This is a genomic window from Shouchella clausii, assembly GCF_002250115.1.
Taxonomy (GTDB): Bacteria; Bacillota; Bacilli; order Bacillales; family Bacillaceae_D; genus Shouchella; species Shouchella clausii.
In genome coordinates this window covers 1,118,737-1,143,864 of the sequence record NZ_CP019985.1, presented here as the reverse complement: position 1 = coordinate 1,143,864, position 25,128 = coordinate 1,118,737, and the positions used below count along the sequence as shown (strand labels likewise).

The window sequence follows — 25,128 nt, the reverse complement described above, 5'->3', positions numbered from 1 at the left end:
AAGAAATCCAAAGCTTATCTGAAGTAGGGTCCGGTGACAATGGCAAAGAGGTCACACCCGTTCCCATGCCGAACACGGCCGTTAAGCTCTTTTGCGCCGATGGTAGTTGGAGGCTTCCTCCCGCGAGAGTAGGACGTTGCCGGGCTTTTTTCTATATATTTTTTTCGTTCCACAGTAGCTCAGTGGTAGAGCTATCGGCTGTTAACCGATCGGTCGCAGGTTCGAATCCTGCCTGTGGAGCCATTTTTGTGCTTCCATAGCTCAGTCGGTAGAGCACCACCATGGTAAGGTGGGGGTCAGCGGTTCAAGTCCGCTTGGAAGCTTTTCTCAAACTCTTACGCACCAAGCCTTTCAGCCTTATGAAGGCTTTTTATTTTTGTCTAAAAAGTGTAGTTGGGGACAAAATGGGGATGAAATCTTAAATCTATGCGTAGCCTCAAGGTCTATTCTCCGCGTCTCTCACTGCTTCCTTTTACCGTTTTCTTCCTCTTTCCTTAATCCCTAACATCATACATGGAGTGCGGTCTTTTCGATAATGTTCATCTCCTTTAATAACGGGAGAGAATGTATGTTTGGATGACTTCATACAGCACACCGTATTCGTGCCTATCTCTGACGATGATACGGTTTTGTCCTCAGCCGCAAAATAGTTCGCCTCTTGCTCAATACGGTCTGTGGAGTAGAAAGTATGCCGTTTCAAAAAGGTGTGTTAGCTTCCGGGTGCAAGACAGCATGTCCAAGTTCATGAGCGCATATAACCTGATTATGTTGATCTGAAAGAATTGATTTCAATAAACCAGTGAAACTAGTGAATCCAAAATTACAACAAGAGCTGTTAAGAAAAAATTGAGTTTGTTAAATAATGATTTAATAACAGGAAACAACGGATTCATATAGAAGGGTTAAAATAGACGAAATGAAAGAAGTTCTTTTTTGTTTAGACAACTTAAACAAATTGGAGGTTTTTTTCTGTGAGGAGAGTTTTGAAAGTAGGGGTTGCGCTTGCTGTATTGACCTCAGTAAATTATCTGTTAGGTACTGATGAGCAAGTACATGCCTCGGAAAACCAAGAGGAGTTGGATAAAATGAAAGTAATGTCGTTTAATTTGCGCAATAGCGGGGGAAACGATCCTTCTCCTCATAGTTGGAGTGAGAGGCGTCCTACAGTTCAGTCCTTTTTAGAAACGGAAGAGCCAGATATTTTAGGCACGCAAGAAGCTCTTTATGATCAGGTTACTCACCTTGATGAAGACTTACCTGATTACGAATGGATTGGAATTGGGCGAGAAGGTGGAACCGATGGGGAATTCATGGCAATTTATTATAAAAGTGACCGTTTCAAACCAACTGATACAGGCCATTACTGGCTTTCCGATACGCCAGATGTAGTCGGCTCGACTTCTTGGGGAAATACAATTCCTCGAATGGTCACATGGGCAAAGTTTGAAGAAGAAGCAACTGGCGAACAGTTTTATTTCGTGAATACGCATTTTGATCATCAATCGGAAGAATCTAGGCAAAAAAGTGCTGAATTGATTATCGAAAAAATCAATGAGTATGATGAAAGCTTACCGATTATACTAACGGGTGATTTTAACACGACTCCAGATAGTGTTTCTCATGGTATTTTAACGGGAGAAGGATTGTTTGAAGATCCGTGGGATTATGCTGAAGAAAAAATAAACGAAGAGTTAGGTACATTCAATGGATTTAATGATCCCACAGGTGGTGGAACCGATAATAAAATTGATTGGGTTCTAACAAAGAACATTTTAGCTGAATCCATTGGGATTAATGATTATCGCAATGGTGAGCAGTATCCAAGTGACCATTTTCCAGTCATTGCAGAATTTAAGCTTGGAGAAGAATAGATACTAATAAAAAGAGGCTGTCTATGCAGCTTCTTTTTATTATTTGTAAGGGAGTAGTGATATTATTAGAGTTTGGTGTGAAACAGTGTGGAGTAGGATAAAGAGTCGCCTGTGGAAATACCGTGGCCATAGAATCACCCCTCATATGAAATATGCAGTTTGGACCAGGATTGGGTATATTTATACCTGTTTTCCTAGCTGTCCTTATTACGCAATGAAATGTTTGAGAGCACTATAAAGTGTTTATTGCATTCGACAAGTGGAATTGGTCGTTCCTAATGCCATAAGAAAAAAGTACTTGCTAATGACGTAACGTCAAGTGTTAGAGTTTAAACAGAAAGGGAATGAGAATATTGACGATGGAAAAAAATACTCCATTGGGGAATTTGCAAAACTGACTGGGATTACTGAACGAACACTGCGACACTACGATCAAACAGGGATATTGAAACCTTTTAACTACACGGAACATGGGCATCGAGTTTATAACAGCAGATCCATTGTCCAGCTTCAGAAAATATTAGTGCTAAAATTTTTGGATTTATCACTCGGAGAAATTTCAGAATACTTAGAGCGCCCGGAACAAGATTTAGCACAGACAATGGTCGAGCAGAAAAATATGCTGCTAGAAAAGAAAATACAGATTGATACAGTGATACAAATCATTACTCGTGTTCAAGGAATTGTTTCAGGTTCAGATCCTGTAGATGAACAATCATTGCTTGTCCTTATTCATGCCTTAAAAAATGCAGAGGTACGAAATCGCTGGATAACTGAACATGAGTCCGATTCTGTGTATAATAAACTACACTCACATACAGAAAAACTTGAGTTGGAGAAAGAAATGACTGGAAGAGGAATTGTTTATTGAAAAGGTTATTAATGAACTGATTCTTAGTAAAGTATCCCTTCAACAGGAAGATAAGAAAGAATGAGCAACCTAATAGAAAATGAGAAGCATACCTCTTCAGATCGGGTATGCTTTTTCAATCGTTTTCCCTCTAGTTTTCAAACCCGTGATCAGTATTCCATACTTTTTTTGTTATAACTGAATCTTTTCTGACCAAGTCTTTTTGATACAAGCCGTATCAATACTCCTATATCCTAACTCTATTGGCATTCGAAACAGCTAGAGTAGTCTCATCATTTTATTCAAAACCAACTTTTTAGGTAATAGGAAATTTAATCTTTCCTCTATACGGGGTTAACTCGAAATGTATGTGAGAGCAGATCCTTCCAATCAGAGGGGTTAGACAAATAGGAATTTATCTAAATCCTTTAATCCCACTTTCAAAGGCCTGTTTATCATCGTTCTCAATCCCGTGTAATGCTTCTTGTAAAGCGAATGTACTTTTATAAAAATTAGCTCGGTCTGATAATTCGCTATCATTAGGACATAGACTAATACACATATCAAAAAAATGTCTACCATAACTGGAAAGTATCCCAGCAAAATCATACGCAGGATCTCCTAAGCAAGAACCACCAAAATCTATTACACCTGTAATTCTACTTGATTCTGGATTCCACAAAATGTTGGATGACCCGAAATCTCCGTGTATAAGGGATAAATGTAATTTTGATAATGCTTCTCCATTTAGGAACCTCTCAAAGGAGTGTGATATTTCTTTTTTGTGCTTCTCTTCTCATAAAAGCAAATAAATTTTTTTGAATCTTATCATACAGTTTGTTTATTTCTTCACGAGGGTTATTAACCTGTAGTTTCAACTCTCGACTTAGTTTCTCTTCCGAAATGGAATGCAGCTCTACAAGAAAAGAAACAAGTTGTGTAGCTAAGCCTTTCACCAATGCATGATTCTTTATACCTCTTAAACTTTCCCCCCACAAAGGCACACCATCGATTAGATGATAGCCAGTGAAGACCTTACCGGGCTCTAATTCTTCAAGATACTGATATATTGGATTTGGAATAGGAGTGGAAATGATATCTTTAATGTATTGCAGAATTTCTGTCTCTCTTTTTAATTGAATAATTCCATTTTTATATTTGGGAAATCTAAAAACTAGAGAATGGTTTACAATTAATACATCATTATTTTGTCCCATTTCATTAAGATAAAAGTTTTCAATGGATATATTAGGATAAATCGATTTAACATTTTTCATATAGTTGTTTATCATTGAATACTATCTCCTTTTTTATTCCCAAGTTTCTTGCCCCGTTAGCTTTAGATCATTTTCAATATAAATTGAGGCTAGGTTACAAAAGAGACGTTTAGAATGCAAGCCATGATATGATAAAGTTCTAACTCATAAATGGCATTAGCTGCTAGGATAAATCCAACAATGCCAATTATCCATGCTGTTGTGTTTCTGGCATTCTTTGATAACCATACTTCTAAATGAATAAGGGGTTTTTTCAGCAAGTTATGGGCAAACACTCTTCCCATTAATAAAATTAGTGCTGGCAGAATCATAACTATGCAGTAACCAAACAGTATCAATCCAGATTGTTGAAGTGAATAATCATTGGCAGAGATCATTCCTATTGCTAATAGATATGGTAGCATGGTAGCCACCTCTAATAGACATGCGGTAAATGCAAGACTTATGAGCATAATTGAAGATTGTTTAGCAGTATTGGAGTCACTTAAAAGCTGATCTCTCCAAACAGATGGGTTTGTTTTCTCTTGTTTCTCTGTTCGTCTATCTATTGTTTTTGAGTCCATTCTATAGCTTATAATGATTAAACCCACACCTAAAATAAGTTGGAAATACTGAAACGTAGTCGATTGGAAGAATGTTTCACCTAGATTTAGCAAAGCTTCAGCACTAATTACGAGTACTAATCCAGTGATAAAATAAAAAAGCACTACAGTAACTATATAGATAGAAAATCTTTTAATTTTTATTTCTTTTGAACTTATTAATAGCCACAACGGGATTAACAAAGTCCCGAAACTCAGGGAATCGATTAAAGCTAAAAATATTAAATAAGATAGGTCGTTGATTTATTCCACCACCGTTTCATTTTCTAGTGTTTTACTGATAGGACAATATGTTATCTATAAACTTATTCTCACAAACAGCTGTGGCTAATTCTCCTTCGCTGTCGTGAGTAGCTACTTCTATTTCATCATATAAAATTTTACAGGATATCCTATCTCCATCTTCTCCAGCTGTAGCTTTAACTTTAGTTGAACTTATTGGAAATGCTGCATCGGTGGGTATTACAAATGTTTTTGAATAAGGAACCTCAATTGATAGTTCGTTAACTGTTTGAGGGCTATTTCTACTATTAATTTCCACCTCCAAATCAGAGGCGTACGAAGCGTTACTTTCGATAATAACTTGTATGATTAATTCCTCATTTTCATTATTTGGGCTACTGTTGTCTTTATTCTCAGCTACTCCACATGAAGCAAGAGAAGTACTTACACAGATTAGTAAAAAGTAAAGGCGCTTAGGCTTCTTCATTCGTTTTTCTCCTTTCGTTCTTCATTTTTGGCCTTGTTATTTTCATAGTGGTAGAACATTTTATCAATATAAGCTGTTACTTCAGTATTCATGCCAAGTACTAGTTCTTTATCGCTAGAAGGGTTTATTAGTTCCCAATAAAAATTCATTAATTCTTCATCGCCTTCAAACAATTCAAGTGTTTTTATATAAAGAGTATGAGCTATTTGTTGGACATCATTCGATTTCGGATCCATGTGCAAAATGTCACGAACTTCGTTGAAAATAGACAATATTTCTTCCAGTCTGGGATCGTCACTACCGATAACAGGTAGCCTTTCAAGTATCTCCTTTTGTTCTTTTGTAATTTCTAATGCTTCATCAAAACGAGCAGGGATAATACCATTAACCAAAGTTCTCCTATTTAAATCTTGTATAACGTCAAGCATTTCCTGTGGCTCCAAATGCCCTTTTAATTTAATAACGTGTATAGTCGCATTTAAATAGTATTGTAATCGGCTTAACCTCTCTTTTTCGGCTTCAATTAATTTAACTTGCTCTGATAGTGAATGAATCCATGTTTGATTTTCCCCTGTCTCACTTTCAGAGTCGAAAAGGATCTTTATTTGTTCTAACGTATATCCGATTGATTTTAATAACAAAATTCTTTGTAATTGTGAAATGGCTTGTTCATCATAATACCTGTAACCATTATCTTTTATTAAAGAAGGCTTTAAGATGCCTACATTTTCGAAATGGTAAAGTGTTTTTTTACTGATACCAATTTTCTTAGCTAACTGTCCAATTTTTATCATATTGCCACCCTCCATATAATGATTATAAACAATGACGTTAAGGGAATAGTCAATAGTAGTCTTAACGATAATGGCTAACTTATTCTTTTGAGAGCAAGAGAGTACGGTGCGGGCTAGCGTTTCAAGTCCGTTTGGACGCTTAGATAAAAAATGATTAATGGGACGCACTCGCACATGGGCAGTTTCTTTATGCTAAATTCAGAAAAAATAAAAAGCAATCTATTGACATCCTTTACTATTTGTATTAGGTTTAATCGAACGAATAGCTAAACATAATTTGTTTAGAAAGGAGGATCCCAATGAATTTTCGTATAACACCCCCAATCCATATAAGAGATCTTAGCATCTTCCTAGAAAAAATGAACAATAAGAGCAGTACTCATATTGGCTTTTGTGGGGAAGATAGGGGAGAAATATACGATCATTTAATGAATGATTTTTCTGATTTGGAATTGAAAGATTCATTTTTGGTTGCTTATAATCACTCTCGTATAGTTGGTGCAATCGGTTTGGATATGGACTTAAAAAGAGGATGTGCGGACGTATGGGGGCCGTTTGTTGAGGGGGAAGATATCGACATGGCTCAAGAATTGTGGGAAACGATTGCTTCGAAAACACCTCCTATGATAAAGACATTTTCTTTCTTTTTGAATGAGGATAACCACTTTGGAAAAGAGTTTGTGTTACAAAATAAAGGCATAGATCAAGGGTCGGATTTGGTTTTGAGCATAACTAGAGATCGATTTATTAATCACACGCCTAGCGATGTTGAAACGTACTCTGATGCCTACCGTCAATCTTTTATCAATCTACATAATGAAGTCTTTCCCACAACCTATTTTGATGCACATACCATTATTAGTCGATTAAATGACTTTAACCATTTATTCTTCGTTACGGAAAATGAACATGATATAAAGGGGTATGTCTATATTGAAGCAAACCCTAAACATATGGAAGCCAATATTGAATATATTGCTGTATCAGCGAAATTAAGAAAACAAGGGATAGGTAAAACTCTAATAAGAGTGGCACTCAACCAACTCTTTTCTTATTCTGAAATGAAGGAAATTACCATATGTGTGGGAGGAGACAATCTAGCTGCCATTCATTTATACAAATCGGTCGGATTCTTGGAGAAGTACAAATTAATTAGTTATAAAATCACGCGACATTAAGAAAGACAGTTATACCAGTAGCCACTGAAAAATCAATCGTCTTTTGGCATTTTTAACAACCTTTGAATAAGGGGGGGACTAATGTCAAAGAAATTAACCCCAAACTTGGTGATTTATTTAACCGTTTTCAACTAAACTCTCTCTTTACCTGTTTAAAAAATAGATCAAAGAGATATATAAGCCATATATCTCTTTGATCTACATACTGGTTACAGTGTTTTTAATAGGTCATATAATTTCTCTTTCGCTTCAAACCCAACACCAGGCGCATCTGGCAATGTAACGAAGCCGTCTTCCACTGCATGCCCGTCAGCAAACCCGCCAAATGGTTGGAAAATACCAGGGTATGATTCGTTGCCGTACAGTTTCAATCCTGCTGCAATATTCAATGACATTTGGTGGCCACCGTGTGGAATGCAATTACGAGAAGACCATCCGTTTTCTTCTAGCATGTTTAATATTTTCATGTATTCCACTAGTCCGTAGCTAAGCGCGCAATCAAATTGCAGGAAATCCGTCTTTGGATTCATACCTGCGTAACGGATTAAGTTAGTGGCATCTTGAAGGGAGAACAAATTTTCACCAGTCGCAATTGCGTGTGGGTAAACTTTCGATAATTCCTCCTGCAATTTGTAATCCAACGGGTCTCCTGCTTCTTCATACCAAAATAAATGATAGTCCTTTATCGCATTTCCAAATTCAATCGCTTCTTCTAGATTGAATCGGCCGTTCACGTCAACCATTAGGTTCTGTCCCGTACCTACGACATCAATAACTGCCTCAATCCGTTTTAGGTCTTCCTTTAAAGGTACACCGCCAACTTTCATTTTGACTTTTGAGTAACCCATATCTAAATAGGCTTTCATTTCATCTTGAAGTTCTGGCAACCCTTTACCTGGGAAGTAATAACCGCCAGCGGCGTAGACAAAGACCTTCTCGTCAATCGTGCCGTCTCCATATTGATCAGCCAATAGTTTATAAAGTGGCACTTCCTCAATTTTTGCTACTGCATCCCAAATAGCCATATCTAGTGTTCCAACCGCAACCGTTCTTTCACCATGCCCTCCTGGTTTTTCGTTTGCCATTAGAATGTCAAAAATCTTTTCGGGCGAGAAGTTGGTCCCTGATTCATTTAAGATATCTTCTGATTTTGCTTCTAATAAACGAGGAATAAATCGCTCTCTTAAAATGCCGCTCGGCGCATAACGACCATTGGAATTGAAACCGTAGCCTACTACTGGTTTACCGTTTCGAATAACATCTGTCTTTACCGCTACAATTGAGGCATTCATTTTACTAAAGTCAATAAAAGCATTTGCGATATTACTGCTAATTGGCACTGCTCTCTCTACAACATCTACAATTTTCATTTTCAAATCCTCTCCTTAGCATAATATGAGTTCGTGGGGGAATGCTCACTTTTGTTCATGCAATAACTGTGCCAAAAACTCTATTTTGGTTTGAGTAAACGAGTTTGCAATAAATTACGTGGATACTATCAGAGGGATTGCAAATGTGCCAATAAAAAAGTTGAGTCATCGAAAGACAACTCAACTTCATTTTTTGTAGAAAGAATCTTTCTGCGGTTTTATTTCAGACAGTACAGCCCACTTATTCATTTCAAAAATGAAATTATGATTTCATTTTTGAACGGATAGTTTTCGCCATAAAGTGGTTTGGCTAATTTTGTAGTGGTTGCAGAATTCCTCTTTTGTTCCATTAAATTGGCTGTATAGTTGTGCCCAAAGGTGACTTTCCATTTCTTTGAAAGAGGTTGAAATCGGAATGGTTACTTCTCCGCTCTTTTTTTTCGCTTTGTTTAATAGCAAATGAACTCCGTCTGCTGTAATCACACTTCCTTGATAAGTAATGACCAATCTTTTCATGAAGTTTTGTAGTTCACGTGCATTCCCATCCCATCTCATCGAGAGTAATGGCCGAAGTGCGCTTTTGGCATCTTTGATTTTTAAAAAACGGTTTTCTCTTTCCATTTCTTTAGTTAAAAAAACAGTAGCTAGAGGGATAATGTCTTCTTTTCTGTCTCGTAAAGGCAATAAGTCCAATGTTAAAGTAGAAATGCGGTAATAAAGATCCTCTTTAAATTTTCCACGACGTATTAGCTCGTCCATTGGTTGATTGGTTGCACAGATAATACGTACGTTGACAGGGATGTTTTTCGTCCCTCCTACTCTACGGACTTCCTTTTCTTGCAATACTCTTAGAAGCTTTATCTGAAAACTACGGGGCATCTCATTGATTTCATCAAGGAATAGTGTCCCTTCATGGGCCATTTCAAATAGCCCTGCACGCCCTCCTTTTAGTGCGCCGGTAAAAGCACCATCTTCATAACCAAATAATTCACTTTCAAGTAAGTTTTCATTTAAAGCCCCACAGTTTAATGATACAAAAGGTTGGGCATGGCGATCGCTTGCATTGTGAATGCTTTGAGCAAATAATTCTTTGCCTGTCCCTGTCTCTCCATAGATTAAGACAGAACCTTCTGAACGTGAAAAGGCGGCAGCTTCGCTAACCAATCTCTTCATTTCCTTATTCTCACAAACGATATCCGCAAAAGTATGCTTTGCTGTAAGTCCTTTTTTGTATACTTCTTTTCGAATTTTCATCTCAAGTTTCTGAAAGTCCGCTAGTCTTTCGAATACTTGAATCGCACCAACGTACATATCGTTAGAAAAAATAGGGGTGGTCGTTACGAGCATTTGTTGATTGTTAATAGGTGTCAGGATGTTTCGTTGAATCGTTCGGGCTTTAAGTTGATCTTGCAATTCCTTACTCTTAAAGATATCGGTGTAATTAAATTCAGGCAACGCTTCCTTCAATTCTGGAAAAATATGCTTAGCTTGTTCATTAAACATTTTAATGTCGTCATTTGCATCTACGTTTATAACCGCTTGAGGGACAACTTGAAGAATGGAATCAAGTTCTTTTGTTTTAGCTTCTTCTTCTAATTGAATGTTTAATGTTTCAATCGCTTGTTCAACAGCGAAAACAAGTGCTTCTTCACCTGATTTCACTAAAAAAGAAGGAATAGTTGCTTCATTACCTGCATCCGTAGCAAACCGGTCCCCGATAATGGCATCTACTGTTTTCCTTTTAGTTAACTGTTTAATGTGTTCTTTTGCATAAGCTTGGTCTCGATAACTTTCTATTTTAATTTGTAATGCACCGAAGTCACATTCAATAAAATCCATATCATTAAATATTCCTGCAAAAAACATGACCTGAATCCGTTGATAGCCTTTATTGTATACAGAAGTAATGGAACGGAGCAGATCATAGGGGGTAACGGGAATTTTAATGAATGGTATAGAGGTATGGCTTCGGAGAAATTCACCTAACCCGCCTCTTGAAACAATCGCGCTGGTCGATGGAGATATGGCGTCGAGGTTTTTCTCATAAGGAAGTAACGTTTCCATGAAACGGAATTGATAAGGGAGTTCTTTTAGAGAGTTTTCCATTTTAACGATTTGAGCATCTGTTAAATCAAACGGTGCTATTACTAAAATTTCTTTCATAATAACCCTCCAACTATATCTTACTAATTACGATTCAAAAATGTAGACTTACTATGTTGCATTTTAGTAACTGGCCATAAGAAATGTATGTATATTATAACAATGTTAATTCTATTTGGGCAGTTGTTCAAAGGCTCCAAGTAACCTCTTCACATTTGAGTGCTCTTGGAGCTTTTTTAAATATATGGAATGTAATCCTTCAGTGTAAGCATAATGTTCTCACCGTTGCCCCACAACTTTTGCAAAATTTGTTACGTAAGGTCACAATCAATTCACTTCATTGTAGTCAGGATATTTCTTATTAAAAAAGATTGCGTACGACATTACGTCACAATCTATGATGCTTATAGATTAAAACGAGAAGGAAGGTTATGCTATGGAACAACAACCATCATTATTTAAAAACAGCCGGTTTATACTTCTGTTTCTCGGAAGTTTTTTAGCGATTATCGGTTTTAGCATGTTTTTTATGACAACAACTTGGTTTGTCATTTCTGACTTAGGTTCTGCCAGTTCATTAGGGATTATACTCATTGCCATTACTGTGCCACGTATTCTCATGATGGCATTTGGCGGCGTGCTCGCAGATAAATTCAAGAAGACGACAATCATGTTCAGCACCAGTTTCATCCAAGGAGTCCTACTAATTATCATATTTGTATTAAACCATGCAAATCAATTAACATTTGAATATCTCATCATTTTGGGGTTCTTTTTTGGAATATTAGATGCGTTTTCTGGACCAGCAGGCACATCATTAATCCCTAAAATGGTAGAGAAAAACCAAATAAAACAAGCAAATGCCGTTATTCAGGGATTGGGCCAGATTGGTTTTATTGTCGGCCCTATGATCTCTGGAAGTGTCATGGAATACGCTGGCGTCACAACTGGTTATTTAGTTTCTGCTATTATCGTCTTATTGTCTGCCTTTTTTATGTTTCCACCTTTCTTAAAAGAAGGTCCTGTAGACAATACAGTCAAACAAACACCCCTTAAAGATTTAATAGAAGGTTTTTCTTACGTCAAAGCAAGTAAATTTTTACTCACAGGAATTCTGATCTTAATTACGTTAAACTTCTTTGCCTTCGGAGCAATATCGATTGCCATTCCTATTTTAGTGGAAACGTATGGAGGATCGCCCATTAATCTTAGTTACATTGAGGCTGCTTTAGGGGTTGGAATGCTAGTAAGCACAGCAATAATTGGCATCGTTAAAATACGCCGCAGGGGATTAACCTCAATTGCTGGATTGATTGCAACATTATTCGTAGCTATCGCATTTAGCCAAATTCCTAATTTGTATATTTTGACGGCATTAGCGTTCCTAATTGGATTTACCATGACATTTGTTTCAATCCCATTCTTTACTTCAGCACAAGAAGATACTGATCCCCGTATTATGGGGAGGGTCATGAGCATTGTCTTCTTAGCCATGAACGGCTTCGATCCCCTTGCCTATGCAAGTGTAACATTACTTGTAGCTAGAGGGATTGATGTCCAACACGTAATTTTGTCCTTTTCGATTGTTGGTTTAATAATTGCTCTTATCACTTTATGGAAAGGGAGAACATACAGAAAGTATACTTCTAACTATTAATACAGCGGCGTGAAAAGATCTCTTTGGGATATGTAGCTAAAATGGAAAAATAGGTACTTTCTTGAACCCATTGTTCTTATTTCGAGGGCAGTACAGTACTTATAGTCTGTATAATCTACTAGGCACCGCAAGACGCTGCACTTGGCGGCTTAGAAAATCAAGCGGGCAGTCACTTTGAACTAATTAGAGAAGGAGCGAATCAAGGATGGTAAGCACGTAAGCGTATTTATTCACCAAGAATCATCCTAGTGGAGACTGGGCTATAGAGAAACTGTCTTAAAAGGCCATAGTAAAGCGACCTTTTGAGACAGGCTTTTTTCTATTTTAGATAAGCATAAGCTCATTTAGTAGGGATGCCTGTGTTTTCCCCAAGACTTCCCTACATATGTTACGGAATTTCCCTATGCTCTCCTTCCTCCCAATCTAGTTTTAAGGGACATAATCATCCAAATAGCAGTCGGAAATGAAATTGCCCCAATTACTATATAGGCTAAAAGGCGAACGGAGCTGTCAGTGCCGACGGCAATTATTAATGTAGTCATCGCAACTAGGAAAAGAAGAGGTGGGATCATCTTCGTTAGCTTCACTAAACCTTTTCTTCCTTCTGCCTTCCATTTGTTATTGTAAATTGCAAGCACAGTCCAAGCAGTTGGAATGGCAATTATAGTGAGAATGGTAGCTATTACAACCAGCGTGGTATGTAAAAAACCTGAGCTTATGAATGTTCCAAACCATAAGAGCACTGTTAATAAAAGTGTTGGGAGTACGGTCCATTTTATCGAGTTTCCAGCGTTGTTATGTTTTTCAACCACTGTTTCCTGATCACTATAAATAGGCTTTGTACCAGGTGATGCTCGAAACAAGTGACATTCTTCTTCTGAGGCAATATGGGTCCACCCAGCAGAAGAGAAAAAGTCGAAATATTCTTCCGTTTCCTCCTCATTTAATGAACGGTAATCAATACTATAGATATAATCTGCGCTTTGTCCTTTTTTAAGTGTATATCCCATAAACTTAAAGCCGCTGACATGCCAGCCCTTTAAAGAAAATTGCCGTAACTTCTCCATGTCTTTGTCCTCAGAAAAGGCTAACCCACCTGACATCATATACTTTGTTTGTCTCATTCTCCAGCCTCCTGTAATCCTTTTTCTGCCAATTGAATGACCGTTTTTCGAATTTTCACAGCTTCCTCTAGCACTTCTATGCCTCTTTTGGTAAGTAAATATGTTTTACGTCTTGAATCCGATCCGTCATATAAGTAAATCCACTCTTGTTTTAATAACTTCTTTATAATCGTATACATCGAAGCCGGGCCTATCGTGATCGCGCCAGTTGTTGTTTCTTCAATTAAATTCATAATAGCGTAACCATGCCGCGGCTTCGTTAAAGCAGCCATAATATAAAACATTGAATCTGTTAGCGGTTCAGTCGTTTTCAAACGATCACCTCTTCTCTCTAATGAAATTGTATCAAGCCGCGATATATCCAATAACAATATATCATTATCTGATATAGATGGCAATAGTTATATCATAATTTGATACATCAATTTGTGATACGTTTAAAAAAGATCCGTACAATTGATCCTTCGCAGAAGTGGAAAGCCGCACCATAAAGACTTCTCGAATAGCGTAAGCAGTAGTGAGACGCAGAAAGACCTAATCATTTTCGCAAAAAGAGCAAATGAAAAGAAGAGGTTAGGTTTTGCGGCTTTTTCCGGTTAATGTATAATAATTGTAAGAATTTTCGTCCGAGTATTGATAAGTTAGGAGTGTGGTTGGAGATGAGTCACTTAGCAAATACATATAAATTGCCTTATTATGCGGTTGTCTTTGCTTCAGAGCGAACGGAAGGGGACAATGGGTATGGTGTTATGGCAGCAAAAATGGTCGAATTAGCAAGTAAACAAGAAGGCTATTTAGGGATCGAAAGTGCAAGAGATTCAAATTTGGGCATTACCGTTTCTTACTGGAAAACACTCGAGGATATTGCCGCTTGGAAAGCACATGCAGCTCACCAAGTCGCTCAAGAACGTGGCAAAAAAGAGTGGTATAGTCGATTCACAGTACGTGTATGCAAAGTAGAGCGTGATTATTCGTTTGAAATGTAGGAAGGCGGAAAAAACAATTAATCTATAAAATGCAATATATATTTTACATTGGGCATTGTCTATGTTACAGTAAACCTGTAATAAGAAGGTTGGTGTTTTTTTGGAGAACAGAGTGAAGCAGGCAAGAAGGGATTTAGGACTAACTCAAGGGGAACTTGCAGATAAAGTAAATGTTTCGAGACAAACGATTGGGTTGATCGAAAAAAATCACTATAATCCGTCTCTTAAACTATGTATAGCACTCGCTAAGGCACTAAACAAAACATTAGACCAATTATTTTGGGAGGCTTGAAGCCATGAGGTCTTGGATAAAAGATTTATTTCCGAACGATGAATATAAACAGCGAAAGCTTTTAAATTTTTTAGCAGAGGGTTTTGTAATAAGTATTTTTATAAGTGTTGTGTTCATATTGGCAGAAACTTTCTTCTCTTTGAATATGGATGCTTCAATAGGATTATTTATTCCTGTTGTTGTATCGATCACATATGTTCTAATAGGTTATGTCGGTAGTGGTACAGAATTTGCTAATGTAGCTACTAGCGCTGATTTCCAAAGTGAAAGAAGAAAGATAGTAGGCAGTTCAATCACTTTCGGTTTTATATTTTCTCTACTTTCCATTTTGGTAACTGGTCTTCCAAAAACAATTGGAGATTTCTTAACTATGGCAGGCCTAGGCGTAATAGCGTTTATCTTGATGTTCTTATTAAATATGTTTTCTTTACATCGATCTTATAAAAAAAACAAAGACTTACTCGATGATTAATATTATAAGAGGGGTGAAACAATCAGAGCCTCCTTGGCAAGGATGGAGTGTCAACGAGCATGACTCTTTCATTTCAGTACCAAGAAGACTCAAGATGAAGGACAATCATAGGGGGATGGACTACATGGCCTATAATCGTGGGGATAGAACAATCACGACAGAGAGATTGCGTTTGCGTTTGTTTACAGAGGCAGATGCCCAGAATGTCGTTGAGCTGTGCAATAATTATAACCTTTATAAGAGCACTTTACATTTGCCCTATCCATATTCAATCGAATGCGCCCTTTCATGGATAGCGAATCATGAGCAAAACTTTGAATTAGACTAGTTATATGAATTTGCTATAACGGATAAAGAGAGCGGGCAGCTGTATGGTGCCATTGCCATTACAAACGATAAGCAACATAAAAACGGCGAAATCGGTTACTGGATAGGAGAACCTTATTGGGGAAAGGGGTACGGAACGGAGGCTGCCAAAGCGATTATTGAATTTGCTTTTAAAGAAAAGCATTATCACCGTGTTTATGGACGCTATTTCAAAACAAATCCTGCGTCTGGGAAAGTCATGGAAAAGTGTGGAATGGAATATGAAGGAACGTTAAAAGAACATATTTATAAAATCGATGCTTTTGAGGACATTGTTTGTTATGGAATGATCAATCCTCCTAAATAAGATTTCCTTTAATCGAAGCGAGCAAATGCTGAAGTTTAGAACTAAAACCAATCATTTTGTAAGCGAAATATATAGAAAAAATCAATGAAAGGTTTTTAAATACATAAGGAGATTTAGTGGACATTTCCGTTATAATGACCATTTTTCCTTTTACAGTGCTATTATAAAGGTGTAAACAAAACACCATAGCATAATAAGGAGATGTTCTTGATGAGAGCAGCCGTATGGTACAAAGAGAAAGATATCCGTGTAGAGGAAAGAGAACCTGCGAAACTAGGCGCCCGTGACGTAAAAGTGCGTGTAGCGTGGGCTGGTATTTGCGGAAGTGATCTTCACGAATACTTGCACGGTCCGGTGATTATCCCAAAAGGAGAGCCTGATCCTATTACTGGCGGCGAACCTCCCCTTACATTAGGGCATGAATTTGCCGGTGTGATTGAGGAAGTAGGAACGGAGGTCAAATCCTTTCAGAAGGGGGACCGTGTCGTCATCAATCCACTCTTTACCTACGGAAACAAGCCCGCTTCAGTTGATCTCTATGATGGTTTCTCGTTTGCTGGTCTTGCTACAGATGGAGGGTTTGCTGATTTTGCAGTGATCCCAGAGAAAAATGTATATAAATTGCCTGATAACTTAACATTGGAAGAAGGAGCACTCGTTGAACCGATGGCGGTGGCGGTGCAAGCGGTAAAAGAAGCCGATTTTAAATTTGGACAATCAGTCGCCGTCTTTGGGGCGGGACCAATTGGTTTGTTTACCATTATTGCTGCTAAAGCTGCAGGCGCCAGCAAAATCATTGTTTTTGATTTATCGGAAGAAAGGCTGGAAAAAGCACGGCTAGTCGGCGCCACCCATACATTTAATTCTGGCGAAGTCGATCCCGTTGAAAAAGTGAAAAGCCTTGTCCCAGATGGGGTCGATGTAAGCTTTGAAGTGGCTGGCGTAAATGTAACATTTAACCAGTCTATCCAAGTAGCCAGATCACGGGGAATCGTCGTCGTTGTTTCCATTTTTGCCAAACCGATTGAGTTCAATCCGATGGATATTACGGGCAGTGGCGTTAAGATTACGTCCACTTTGGCTTATGAACCGGAAGTATTCCAAACGACCATTGATTTAATGGCAGAGGGAGCCTTAAATCCGAAAGGCGTTATAACCGACCGGATTGAGCTAGAGAATATTGTAGAGTCTGGGTTTGAAGTGTTAACAAACGATAAACGCCAGGCTAAAATTCTCGTGAAACTTAGCGGCGAGAAATAAGAGAGTTTATTGGGGAAGGTCATTCCCTGAAATGGAGCAAGTCGAGGCTTGAATGGCTTCTCGTGATAGAACAGAATAAGATAAAATGCCCCCCTTATTCAAACAAGTAAGGGGGGCACTTTTTGTTTTTGGATATTGATCAGTTGCCCGATTGTTTAAAAACGCTTCCTGCTTTCGTAAGGGAAGCAATTTTTTCTGCAATTAAATCAGAAAGCAAGTCGTAGCCTTTTTCACCAAAATGCAAGCCGTCATCCCTCGTGCCTTTTAAGCGCCATTGATAATCTGGCTTTGAAAAGAAGGTAGTAAAAAAGTCAATGAAATGACAGTTGCGCCTTTGTGCTACTTCCTTGATGCAATCGCTGTATGCCTTGAGTGCTTCGTTTGTTCTGTTTTGTTCAAGTGATTCATCGACAGGAGCAGGGGTAATCAAAATGGTCTTCTTTGGCGAAATGAGGCTAGCGATTTTGTCGATATTATGAGTAAATTCGTCTTGTTTCACTCGCTTATGGGTGGCTACGTCATTAGCTCCAAACAACACGGTTACAAGATCAGGTTGATGGCTAATGACATCGGTTTCAATTCGTGCTAAAGCTTGAACGGTTGTGTCTCCAGAAACGCCAGCGTTTATGATTTCAACCGTTGGTGGCAATTTCTTTTTAAGAAATGCGGATAACATTGGTTCGTTTAACCCTTCGTGGCCAGCAGTAATGCTATCGCCAAAGCATACTAGTTTCATAAGCACAGATCCTTTCTTTGTTCAAAAGTAATGAGCTAGGTAAAGGCTATCATCATGACGATGTTAGTATAACAGAAAAATATGAAAATAACGAAGCGTGAAATATCAAACACTCGAATAATAAAGGATAGCTAAACAAAGAGATGCTCAGCTATCCGAGTGATTTTAATCGTTTGTAAAAGCAGCATCCTTTAGGAAAACGACTCCTGTTGGAATTACGTTTACGCCTTCTAGTTCATTGCTTACCCCAGTCAAAGTTGAAGGGTAGTAGAGGAAATGAAATGGTACTTCCTCTGCAACTAATTGTTGGGCTTCTTTGAAATAAGCACTTCTTTCTGCTTCATCTTCAGCCGCCAACGTTGCATCGATGAGTTGGTCGAGATCTTGGTTTGCATAAGGATAGCGAAGTTGGTTGCTCGTTTGTTTATTGGAATGCAAAATCGTAAAGAAACCGTTGTAACCATCGCCTGTTGGGCTAGAACGTCCTAAAAGGAACATTTGCGCTTTGCCTTCGCCTGTATACTCGACAAATGTAGCAAATTCGATTTGCTCAATTTCCACATTGACGCCAATTTCCGCTAACGCATGCTGGATGTACGTAGCGATGTTAACTTGATCTCCTTCTGTGCTGACAGTTAATGTAACATCGAGATCGCCTTCTCCATACCCTGCTTCTGCGAGCAAAGCTTTCGCTTCATCCGGGTCAAAGGAAAGGCCGTCTATTTCCGTAAAACCAAAATCAAACGGCGAAAGCGGGCTGTTTGCGATAGAGCCGTAGCCGTTTACGATGCCCTCAAAAATTTCATTTTTATCAATCGCCTTGGCAAAAGCTTGGCGTACCCGTACGTCATCAAACGGGGCTTCATTGGTGTTAAAGGCAAGGAAGTTAACGTAGGTTGACTCCACTTCGATTACATTTATGTCTGAGTTTTCTTCGATTTCGGCCATGCTACTTGGCGAAACGGCATCAATAACGTCGGAATTGCCTGATTGTAGATTGGCTAAACGTGTAGCAGCGTCTGGAATGACGGTGAAACGAACGCCAGCTACTTGCGGGGCACCACCCCAATAATCATCATTTGCTATGAGGACAAGCTCTTCGTCAGGTGTCCAAGATTCAAATTGGAAAGGGCCTGTGCCAATTGGCTTTTCGCTTACGACAGACCCTGGTGCTTCTCCGTTGGCAACTGCTTCGTTGTCCTCGGCTATCACTTCAGGACTAATGATAGAAGCTCCGTGGTGTGATAAATGCGCTGGCAATGAAGCAAACGGAGCGTTTAAATGAAAGCGGACGGTAGCTGGATCAATGACTTCTACTTCTTCGACAGCTTGAAACAAGTATGCAGTCGGAGACGCTGTTTCCTCCGCTAGATTGCGTTCGAAATTTGCTTTTACAGCCTCTGCATCAAACACATTTCCATCATGAAAAACGACGTCTTCTCTTAAAGAGAATTCCCACGTTAACTCATCGAGCATTTTCCAGTCTGTGGCCAAACTCGGTTGCAATTCCAAGTTTTCATCTTGTTCAATTAAGCGGTCGTATATATTGGCACCGACACGCCAATTGATGACAATGTTCTGTGTATGGGGGTCAAGTGGACGAATGTCGGTTGCTATGCCGTATTCAATAAAGCGATTTTCTTCACTGGGACTCTGGCTTGCATCATTGGTGCATGCGCCTAAAGCCAATACAGTGGCAATAGACGTAGCTATGGCTAACTTCGTGATGTGTGGCATAAGTTGTCTCCTTTTGTAAAAATGCTGTAAACCGATGAAAAAACTATGTTTAATATACATGTGTTTAAATTATCTGTCAACGCATTGGTTTTGTCGACTGCCTATTTATATGTATAGGTATTTAGGCAAACAAATCATACGCTTTGCCTAGGCGTTCACTAGTAAAAAACGGTCGCAAGCCTATGTTTTTCAGGAAGGGCAGTGTGTCTTTTGCAATTCGATCGTTTTGTGTTGGTGCAGCGAAATATTAGGAACCAACGAAGGAAAAAGAACAGGCATCCTTTAGCCTGCTCTTTAAACGTTGTGGTTGCACAATTATTTAACGTAAGCTGCGCCAATGATGATAAGAAGGATGAAAAGCACAACAATTAGCGCAAAACCGCCACCGTAGCCATAGCCGCCGCAGCCGCCACCGTAACCGCCGCCAGCTGGACCGTAGCCATAGCCGCCGTCGTAGCCGCCGTAGCCTCCGCCATAGTAACCCATGCGTGTACACCACCTTTACAATTAGGAATAATATACCTTATGCGTCAATCCAATTTTGGCGACAAAACTGGGCTTTCACGGTAAAACCTCAGCGAATAAAACGAGCCCTTTTCGGCTATTCTATTAGAGCAATAATAAATTGAAAAAAACAGTTGCAATCTAAAAAAACGTTTGTTATCATATTATTTGTCAGTCAGGAGGCCCGTTGGTCAAGCGGTTAAGACACCGCCCTTTCACGGCGGTAACACGGGTTCGAATCCCGTACGGGTCATTTTATGAGTAGAAGGCAAAGCAAGAAGTTGGCTTCTCAACTCCTTGCTTTTCACTTGCCTTTTTAAGTTCGGTGGCAATGGCAAAGAGGTCACACCCGTTCCCATGCCGAACACGGTCGTTAAGCTCTTTAGCGTCGATGGTAGTTAGGGGCTTCCCCTTGCGAGAGTAGAACGCTGCCGGACCATTTTTCATAGATATGCCTCTATTATAAAACGAGGCTCCTCAACATCATTGTTTGACAAAGAGAAGCAAAAAGGTCGAGGATAAGAAGTGTTCGAAGGAAGGAGCGTACAAGCGTACGTGACTGACAGAGAATCACGAATTAGACGAAGAAATTCGCCGCTTATCTGCAGTCAAAATGGAGGATTAGCTCAGCTGGGAGAGCATCTGCCTTACAAGCAGAGGGTCGGCGGTTCGATCCCGTCATCCTCCACCATGTTCATATTGTCTTTCTTTCGTGGAGGGGTAGCGAAGTGGCTAAACGCGGCGGACTGTAAATCCGCTCCCTCCGGGTTCGGCGGTTCGAATCCGTCCCCCTCCACCATTTATCTTTTGTTGGGCTATGGCCAAGCGGTAAGGCAACGGATTTTGATTCCGTGACGCGCTGGTTCGAATCCAGCTAGCCCAGCCATTAGAGCCATTAGCTCAGTTGGTAGAGCATCTGACTTTTAATCAGAGGGTCGAAGGTTCGAGTCCTTCATGGCTCACTTCTGTAAAGACGGCGAAAGCCGTTTTTTATTGGGGCCTTAGCTCAGCTGGGAGAGCGCCTGCTTTGCACGCAGGAGGTCAGCGGTTCGATCCCGCTAGGCTCCACTTATAGAAAAGAGCGGCCTGTATAGGCTGCTCTTTTTATGTTGAAAATCGGTTTATACGCGTTTATGCGGTTTTTTTGCAGAAAGATTGGAGTATTCATTTAGTAGAGCGTCGAGTTTCTGACTGATCGTTAAAATGTGCGGTGAGCTGAGCGGATAAGCAGCAGCCGAATCATTAAGTTGCGTCCGTGTGTCTTCAATCGAACGCGACAGTGGGTGAATGTCATGCGCATTTGCCATATCCTTCCCTCCCTTTCTAAATTACATTACTCGGTTTAGGACAAAATTCCTTCTTTTTTAAAAAAAGATATTTTTTCGTGTTATGATTAGATTACACGAAACCATCTGTCAGTGAGTTCCGTATGTTTAATTTAGGTAGGGGATGAAATGGACTCGTTAACGAATCGATTAATTGCAGACATCAAACAAGGGGATGAGCAGGCTTTCGCCGAATTGGTAGACCTCTACAAAGACAAAGTGTACCAAGTTGCCTATAGAATGGTCGGCCACGTCCATGAAGCCCAAGATATCGCCCAAGAGGCGTTTTTGCGTGCTTATACCAACTTAGATAAATTTGATACCACTCGAAAGTTCTCGACTTGGTTGTTCCGCATTACAACCAATGTGTCAATTGACCGTTTGCGGAAGCGGAAGCCCGACATGCATTTGCAAGATGCGGTAAAAGGGATGGAGGAAGTGACCTATGAATCCCAACTTGCGGCAACAGATGAACTGCCTGAAGACCAGGTTGTGAAAATGGAGCTTCAAGAGTGGATACAATCAGAGATTAACCAGCTTCCTATTAAATATCGTACGGCCATCGTGCTTAAGTATTTAGAGGATCTATCGTTAAAAGAAATTAGCGAGATTATGGATATGCCTGTAGCCACCGTTAAAACGCGGATTCATCGGGGGCGTGAAGCGCTGCGTAAACGTATGCGGCACTTATAAATGTAAAGGGGTGACAAGATGAAAACCTGTCATTCTCACGATGAATTGATACACATTTATTTAGACGGAGATGCGACAAAAGAGCAGAAAGAGGAACTTTATGCTCATTTGCAATCGTGCCCGTCATGCAGAGAGCATTTGCAAGAACTGAAGAAATCCATTGCGTTTATCCAAAGTTCTTCTCATATAGAGGCACCTGACGGGTTTACTGCCGGCGTTATGGCGAAATTGCCTAAGACGAAAAAAACAGCAAAATGGAAGCTAAAAGCAAAACGTCATCCAATCTTGGTTGCAGCAGCGATATTCCTCATTATGATGTCAGCTGCCTTTTTTTCCGCATGGAGCCATACCACCGACGGAATTGCCGTATCAGGGAACGGGCCGTTTGTGATTGATAAAGAAGCAGGCGTCGTCGTTGTGCCCGAAGGCGAAGTGATTGATGGTGACTTGGTTGTCCGAAATGGCACACTCGTGCTTGAAGGGGAAGTGCGCGGCAATGTCCTTCTCATTAATAGCCGTTTCAACAGAGACGCACTTTACGCTTCGCCCAATCAAGTAACAGGGGAAATTGAGGAAGTCGACAAAGCCCTGTCTTGGGCGTGGTACAATATGAAAGAGTTTTTTAGTGAAGTTGTCGCCGTTTTCGATGCAGGAGAAGACGACCCACATTCTACCGACAATTAGAAGAAGCATGAAAAATAATGGAGTTCCTGTCGTAAAGCGGGAACTCCCTTTCTATTTCGCGTGGATCGGTGTATACTTGTTACGTTTGGCACTGCGTTTCGTTTAAGATGCGCTGGACTTGTCAAAGGTAGGACTAGACGATTAAACATGGAGGGGCATACATGTTTACGATAGACTTCGAAAATTTGCCATGGCTTGCTTACATTGGCCAAATTGTCGACATTTTGCTTGTTACATATGTTGTGTATAAACTCATTATGATTATTCGCGGCACTCGGGCTGTACAGTTGGTCAAAGGGATCGCTGTCATTTTTATGATATGGTTTGTCAGCAACTTTCTAGGGTTGAGCACATTGGAGTTCATTACCAAGCAAACCGCTACGTTTGGATTGCTGGCGATCATTATTATCTTTCAGCCTGAATTGCGCAGGGGGTTGGAACAACTCGGAAGAAGCCGCCTGTTTACAAGCCGTTCAGCTCCTAAAAATGATTCGATGCAAACGACCATTGATGCCCTCGTTAAAGCGACTTCTTATATGGGGAAGCGACGCATTGGCGCGCTCGTGTCGATTGAAAAGGAAACTGGCTTAAACGATTACGCGGAGACTGGGATTCCGATGCAGGCTGTCCTTACTTCGGAGTTGTTGATTAATATTTTTATTCCTAATACACCGTTGCACGATGGCGCCGTTGTCATCAAGAACGATAAAATTTTGGCCGCAGGCTGTTATTTGCCTCTGTCTGAAGATAATACGATTTCAAAAGAACTAGGGACGCGCCACCGTGCCGCTCTCGGGATTAGTGAAGTAACGGATTGTTTAACATTGATTGTCTCCGAGGAAACGGGAGGCATATCGATATCAAAAAGCGGCACGCTCTACCGTAACTTAAGCGAAGAACAGTTGAGGGAGATGCTTGAGCAGAACTTGCTTCGCGCTACTTCTTCTGAACACCGCTGGCAGTGGGGTGTTAGAAAAAATGGATAAACTGTTTAATAGCATTTGGTTTGTGCGGATTCTGGCTTTCTTTATTGCATTGATGTTATTTATTATGGTTAATCAAGATAATGTCGGCACCCCTTCTCTTTTGCCTGAAGTTACCAACGCTCCTTATACAATTGAAGACCAACCACTTGAAGTGTTTTATGATGAAACACGTTTTGAACTAGTTGACCAACCGGAAACAGTGAGTGTGCAGCTCCAAGGTTCGCAAGTGTCGATTTCGCTATTCCAGTTGACAAGCAACCGGTCGACAGAAGTGTTTGTGGACGCGACTGATGTAACTACTGAAGGGGAACATGTGCTAGCCGTCAACACACGCAATTTTCCGAGCGATTTGTCAGTAACAACGCAGCCTCAAGTAGTTCGCATTACTTTAAAAGAAAAACAAACGGCCTCCATCCCGGTGCGTGTGGAGCTTGAGAACGAAAGCGAACTAGGAGACGAGTTTGCTGCTGGTTCGCCAATCGCCAACCCAGTGAATGTAGAAGTGACCGCAGATGGAGACACGATTGACCAAATTGAAGAAGCCAAAGTGTTCGTAGACCTTGAAGGGGTTAAAGAAACGGTTGAAGATGAGTACCCTGTCCATTTTTACGATGAGTCAGGGCAAGAACTGGAGATTGAAGCAGACCCTAATTTTGTTTCGGTGACAGTGCCAATCACGAGCCCAAATAAACTTGTGCCAGTGAAAATGATAAAGGAGAACGAGTTGCCAGACGGAATCAGCATTGATGAAGTGACGATTGAACCTAACGAAGTAACCGTTTATGGGCCGGCTGACGTTCTAGAAGATATTGAGTTCGTAGAGAGCGAGCCAGTTGACTTAAGCAAAGTTGAAGAAAATGGCGAGGTAACGGCAAAACTGAAAACACCGAAGGATGCTGAACGAATTGAACCGAAAGAAGTCCGTGTCCACTTTAGTGTCGGAAAGGAAGAAAGGCAAGCGTTTTCCGACGTGCCGATTGAAATTGTCGGTGCAGAGGGCACTGTCCGTTTCGCAGCAGACCAGCCATCGGCAGTCCCAGTAACAGCATTTGGGACTAAAGCCAGGCTAGATCGTTTGAGCATGAACGATATACAATTGCAGGTGGATGCGAGTGGTTCCTATAAAGGAGAACAGTCGCTTCCTATATCGGTAAGTGGGCCGCCGCATATCCGCTTCGAACTAGACGATGAGGCGATGTTGCAATTCGAAGAGTGAAAGCAATGAGAACGCATAAAGAAGGAGCG

At 40.0% G+C, this 25,128-nt stretch carries 25 protein-coding genes, 8 tRNA genes, 2 rRNA genes and 2 pseudogenes; 23 read left to right on the top strand and 14 right to left on the bottom strand.

Translation table 11 applies throughout. From position 1 onward, the window contains the following. Positions 1-29 precede the first annotated feature (29 nt). From rrf (BC8716_RS05430) to BC8716_RS05420, 3 genes are all read left to right on the top strand, one after another. A 5S ribosomal RNA gene (gene rrf / locus BC8716_RS05430) occupies positions 30-145 on the top strand. A gap of 23 nt (positions 146-168) precedes the next feature. Continuing rightward, positions 169-243: transfer RNA gene (locus BC8716_RS05425), tRNA-Asn, on the top strand. A gap of 7 nt (positions 244-250) precedes the next feature. Beyond that, positions 251-323: transfer RNA gene (locus BC8716_RS05420), tRNA-Thr, on the top strand. A 311-nt stretch (positions 324-634) separates the two neighbouring features. Here the strand turns inward: BC8716_RS05420 and BC8716_RS23070 are convergent. Beyond that, positions 635-756 (bottom strand): annotated as a pseudogene (locus tag BC8716_RS23070) (ImmA/IrrE family metallo-endopeptidase); the annotation flags it as partial. A gap of 215 nt (positions 757-971) precedes the next feature. Between BC8716_RS23070 and BC8716_RS05415 the strand changes: the two are divergent. Together BC8716_RS05415 and BC8716_RS05410 are read left to right on the top strand one after the other, a co-directional pair. After that, complete coding sequence (locus tag BC8716_RS05415) at positions 972-1,871, top strand: endonuclease/exonuclease/phosphatase family protein (RefSeq protein WP_251180289.1); 900 nt, start codon at positions 972-974, stop codon at positions 1,869-1,871. A 319-nt stretch (positions 1,872-2,190) separates the two neighbouring features. Continuing rightward, the gene (locus BC8716_RS05410) at positions 2,191-2,742 is read left to right on the top strand and encodes a MerR family transcriptional regulator (protein ID WP_094424278.1); all 552 of its coding nucleotides are present in this window, start codon (positions 2,191-2,193) and stop codon (positions 2,740-2,742) included. 394 nt (positions 2,743-3,136) lie between these two features. Here the strand turns inward: BC8716_RS05410 and BC8716_RS22735 are convergent, their stop codons facing one another. From BC8716_RS22735 to BC8716_RS05390, 5 genes are all read right to left on the bottom strand, one after another. Next, entirely contained in the window at positions 3,137-3,403 is a 267-nt protein-coding gene (locus tag BC8716_RS22735) for a phosphotransferase (protein WP_251180288.1), read from the bottom strand. Positions 3,404-3,479: 76 nt separating this feature from the next. Next, on the bottom strand, positions 3,480-4,013 hold the full coding sequence (locus tag BC8716_RS22730) for a phosphotransferase family protein (RefSeq protein ID WP_251180287.1): 534 nt from the start codon (positions 4,011-4,013) through the stop codon (positions 3,480-3,482). Between the two features lie 74 nt (positions 4,014-4,087). Continuing rightward, entirely contained in the window at positions 4,088-4,822 is a 735-nt protein-coding gene (locus BC8716_RS05400; RefSeq protein WP_255222718.1) for a GAP family protein, read from the bottom strand. Positions 4,823-4,874: 52 nt separating this feature from the next. Further along, a complete protein-coding gene (locus BC8716_RS05395) occupies positions 4,875-5,309 on the bottom strand; it encodes a hypothetical protein (RefSeq protein WP_094424276.1) in 435 nt (144 codons plus the stop codon). Next, positions 5,306-6,103 carry a MerR family transcriptional regulator gene (locus BC8716_RS05390; protein ID WP_157730359.1) on the bottom strand — a complete coding sequence of 266 codons (798 nt, stop codon included), beginning with the start codon at positions 6,101-6,103 and terminating at the stop codon, positions 5,306-5,308. Before BC8716_RS05390 ends, BC8716_RS05395 begins: the two co-directional genes overlap by 4 nt. Positions 6,104-6,402: 299 nt before the next feature. Between BC8716_RS05390 and BC8716_RS05385 the strand changes: the two genes are divergently transcribed. Next, positions 6,403-7,281 carry a GNAT family N-acetyltransferase gene (locus tag BC8716_RS05385; RefSeq protein WP_094424274.1) on the top strand — a complete coding sequence of 293 codons (879 nt, stop codon included), beginning with the start codon at positions 6,403-6,405 and terminating at the stop codon, positions 7,279-7,281. Between the two features lie 209 nt (positions 7,282-7,490). Here BC8716_RS05385 and BC8716_RS05380 read toward each other — a convergent pair whose 3' ends face one another. Beyond that, entirely contained in the window at positions 7,491-8,651 is a 1,161-nt protein-coding gene (locus BC8716_RS05380) for a mandelate racemase/muconate lactonizing enzyme family protein (RefSeq protein WP_094424273.1), read from the bottom strand. Positions 8,652-8,921: 270 nt separating this feature from the next. Then, the gene (locus BC8716_RS05375; protein WP_094424272.1) at positions 8,922-10,814 is read right to left on the bottom strand and encodes a sigma 54-interacting transcriptional regulator; all 1,893 of its coding nucleotides are present in this window, start codon (positions 10,812-10,814) and stop codon (positions 8,922-8,924) included. A gap of 376 nt (positions 10,815-11,190) precedes the next feature. Here BC8716_RS05375 and BC8716_RS05370 point away from each other — a divergent pair, with 376 nt between their 5' ends. Further along, positions 11,191-12,411 (top strand): MFS transporter, encoded by a 1,221-nt coding sequence (locus tag BC8716_RS05370; RefSeq protein WP_094424271.1) that lies wholly within the window; start codon positions 11,191-11,193, stop codon positions 12,409-12,411. Positions 12,412-12,812: 401 nt separating this feature from the next. Here the strand turns inward: BC8716_RS05370 and BC8716_RS05365 are convergent, their stop codons facing one another. Together BC8716_RS05365 and BC8716_RS05360 are read right to left on the bottom strand one after the other, a co-directional pair. Continuing rightward, entirely contained in the window at positions 12,813-13,535 is a 723-nt protein-coding gene (locus BC8716_RS05365) for a DUF2812 domain-containing protein (RefSeq protein WP_073305842.1), read from the bottom strand. Next, positions 13,532-13,849 carry a PadR family transcriptional regulator gene (locus BC8716_RS05360; RefSeq protein WP_063609067.1) on the bottom strand — a complete coding sequence of 106 codons (318 nt, stop codon included), beginning with the start codon at positions 13,847-13,849 and terminating at the stop codon, positions 13,532-13,534. Before BC8716_RS05360 ends, BC8716_RS05365 begins: the two co-directional genes overlap by 4 nt. Positions 13,850-14,194: 345 nt before the next feature. Between BC8716_RS05360 and BC8716_RS05355 the strand changes: the two genes are divergently transcribed. The 5 genes and pseudogenes from BC8716_RS05355 (at position 14,195) to BC8716_RS05335 (ending at position 17,218) form a co-directional block, all read left to right on the top strand. Next, entirely contained in the window at positions 14,195-14,521 is a 327-nt protein-coding gene (locus BC8716_RS05355; RefSeq protein ID WP_011245077.1) for an antibiotic biosynthesis monooxygenase family protein, read from the top strand. 100 nt (positions 14,522-14,621) lie between these two features. Further along, on the top strand, positions 14,622-14,813 hold the full coding sequence (locus tag BC8716_RS05350) for a helix-turn-helix transcriptional regulator (protein WP_011245078.1): 192 nt from the start codon (positions 14,622-14,624) through the stop codon (positions 14,811-14,813). 4 nt (positions 14,814-14,817) lie between these two features. Beyond that, entirely contained in the window at positions 14,818-15,285 is a 468-nt protein-coding gene (locus BC8716_RS05345) for a hypothetical protein (RefSeq protein ID WP_073305846.1), read from the top strand. 124 nt (positions 15,286-15,409) lie between these two features. After that, positions 15,410-15,958, top strand: a pseudogene (locus BC8716_RS05340) (GNAT family N-acetyltransferase). A 210-nt stretch (positions 15,959-16,168) separates the two neighbouring features. Further along, positions 16,169-17,218, top strand: a complete 1,050-nt coding sequence (locus BC8716_RS05335) for a 2,3-butanediol dehydrogenase (protein WP_073305849.1) — start codon at positions 16,169-16,171, stop codon at positions 17,216-17,218. 139 nt (positions 17,219-17,357) lie between these two features. Here BC8716_RS05335 and BC8716_RS05330 read toward each other — a convergent pair whose 3' ends face one another. The 3 genes from BC8716_RS05330 to BC8716_RS05320 all read right to left on the bottom strand — a co-directional run bounded on the left by BC8716_RS05330 (position 17,358) and on the right by BC8716_RS05320 (position 20,177). Next, the gene (locus tag BC8716_RS05330) at positions 17,358-17,954 is read right to left on the bottom strand and encodes an SGNH/GDSL hydrolase family protein (RefSeq protein WP_254121127.1); all 597 of its coding nucleotides are present in this window, start codon (positions 17,952-17,954) and stop codon (positions 17,358-17,360) included. Between the two features lie 165 nt (positions 17,955-18,119). Continuing rightward, positions 18,120-19,691: a glutathione ABC transporter substrate-binding protein gene (locus tag BC8716_RS05325; protein WP_157730358.1), complete on the bottom strand. Its 1,572-nt coding sequence runs from the start codon at positions 19,689-19,691 to the stop codon at positions 18,120-18,122. 315 nt (positions 19,692-20,006) lie between these two features. Further along, the gene (locus tag BC8716_RS05320) at positions 20,007-20,177 is read right to left on the bottom strand and encodes a YjcZ family sporulation protein (RefSeq protein ID WP_094424268.1); all 171 of its coding nucleotides are present in this window, start codon (positions 20,175-20,177) and stop codon (positions 20,007-20,009) included. 199 nt (positions 20,178-20,376) lie between these two features. Here BC8716_RS05320 and BC8716_RS05315 point away from each other — a divergent pair. From BC8716_RS05315 to BC8716_RS05285, 7 genes are all read left to right on the top strand, one after another. Continuing rightward, positions 20,377-20,448 (top strand) — tRNA-Glu (locus BC8716_RS05315). Positions 20,449-20,516: 68 nt separating this feature from the next. Beyond that, a 5S ribosomal RNA gene (gene rrf, locus BC8716_RS05310) occupies positions 20,517-20,632 on the top strand. A 178-nt stretch (positions 20,633-20,810) separates the two neighbouring features. Beyond that, a tRNA-Val gene (locus BC8716_RS05305) sits at positions 20,811-20,886 on the top strand. Between the two features lie 23 nt (positions 20,887-20,909). Continuing rightward, positions 20,910-20,994: transfer RNA gene (locus tag BC8716_RS05300), tRNA-Tyr, on the top strand. Positions 20,995-21,006: 12 nt separating this feature from the next. Next, a tRNA-Gln gene (locus tag BC8716_RS05295) sits at positions 21,007-21,081 on the top strand. Between the two features lie 3 nt (positions 21,082-21,084). Further along, positions 21,085-21,157 (top strand) — tRNA-Lys (locus tag BC8716_RS05290). A 33-nt stretch (positions 21,158-21,190) separates the two neighbouring features. Next, a tRNA-Ala gene (locus BC8716_RS05285) sits at positions 21,191-21,263 on the top strand. A gap of 53 nt (positions 21,264-21,316) precedes the next feature. On the opposite strand, the gene BC8716_RS05280 is transcribed toward BC8716_RS05285, so the two are convergent. Then, a complete protein-coding gene (locus BC8716_RS05280; protein WP_094424267.1) occupies positions 21,317-21,502 on the bottom strand; it encodes an aspartyl-phosphate phosphatase Spo0E family protein in 186 nt (61 codons plus the stop codon). 147 nt (positions 21,503-21,649) lie between these two features. On the opposite strand from BC8716_RS05280, the gene sigW reads away from it, so the two are divergent. From sigW to BC8716_RS05260, 4 genes are all read left to right on the top strand, one after another. Further along, the gene (gene sigW / locus BC8716_RS05275) at positions 21,650-22,213 is read left to right on the top strand and encodes an RNA polymerase sigma factor SigW (RefSeq protein WP_011245102.1); all 564 of its coding nucleotides are present in this window, start codon (positions 21,650-21,652) and stop codon (positions 22,211-22,213) included. A gap of 18 nt (positions 22,214-22,231) precedes the next feature. Beyond that, positions 22,232-22,897, top strand: coding sequence for an anti-sigma factor family protein (locus BC8716_RS05270; protein ID WP_094424266.1), 666 nt, complete (start codon positions 22,232-22,234; stop codon positions 22,895-22,897). A 170-nt stretch (positions 22,898-23,067) separates the two neighbouring features. Beyond that, positions 23,068-23,883 carry a diadenylate cyclase CdaA gene (gene cdaA, locus BC8716_RS05265; protein WP_187427500.1) on the top strand — a complete coding sequence of 272 codons (816 nt, stop codon included), beginning with the start codon at positions 23,068-23,070 and terminating at the stop codon, positions 23,881-23,883. After that, on the top strand, positions 23,876-25,099 hold the full coding sequence (locus BC8716_RS05260) for a CdaR family protein (protein ID WP_094424264.1): 1,224 nt from the start codon (positions 23,876-23,878) through the stop codon (positions 25,097-25,099). The genes cdaA and BC8716_RS05260 overlap by 8 nt, the downstream gene beginning before the upstream one ends. Positions 25,100-25,128: the final 29 nt, after the last annotated feature.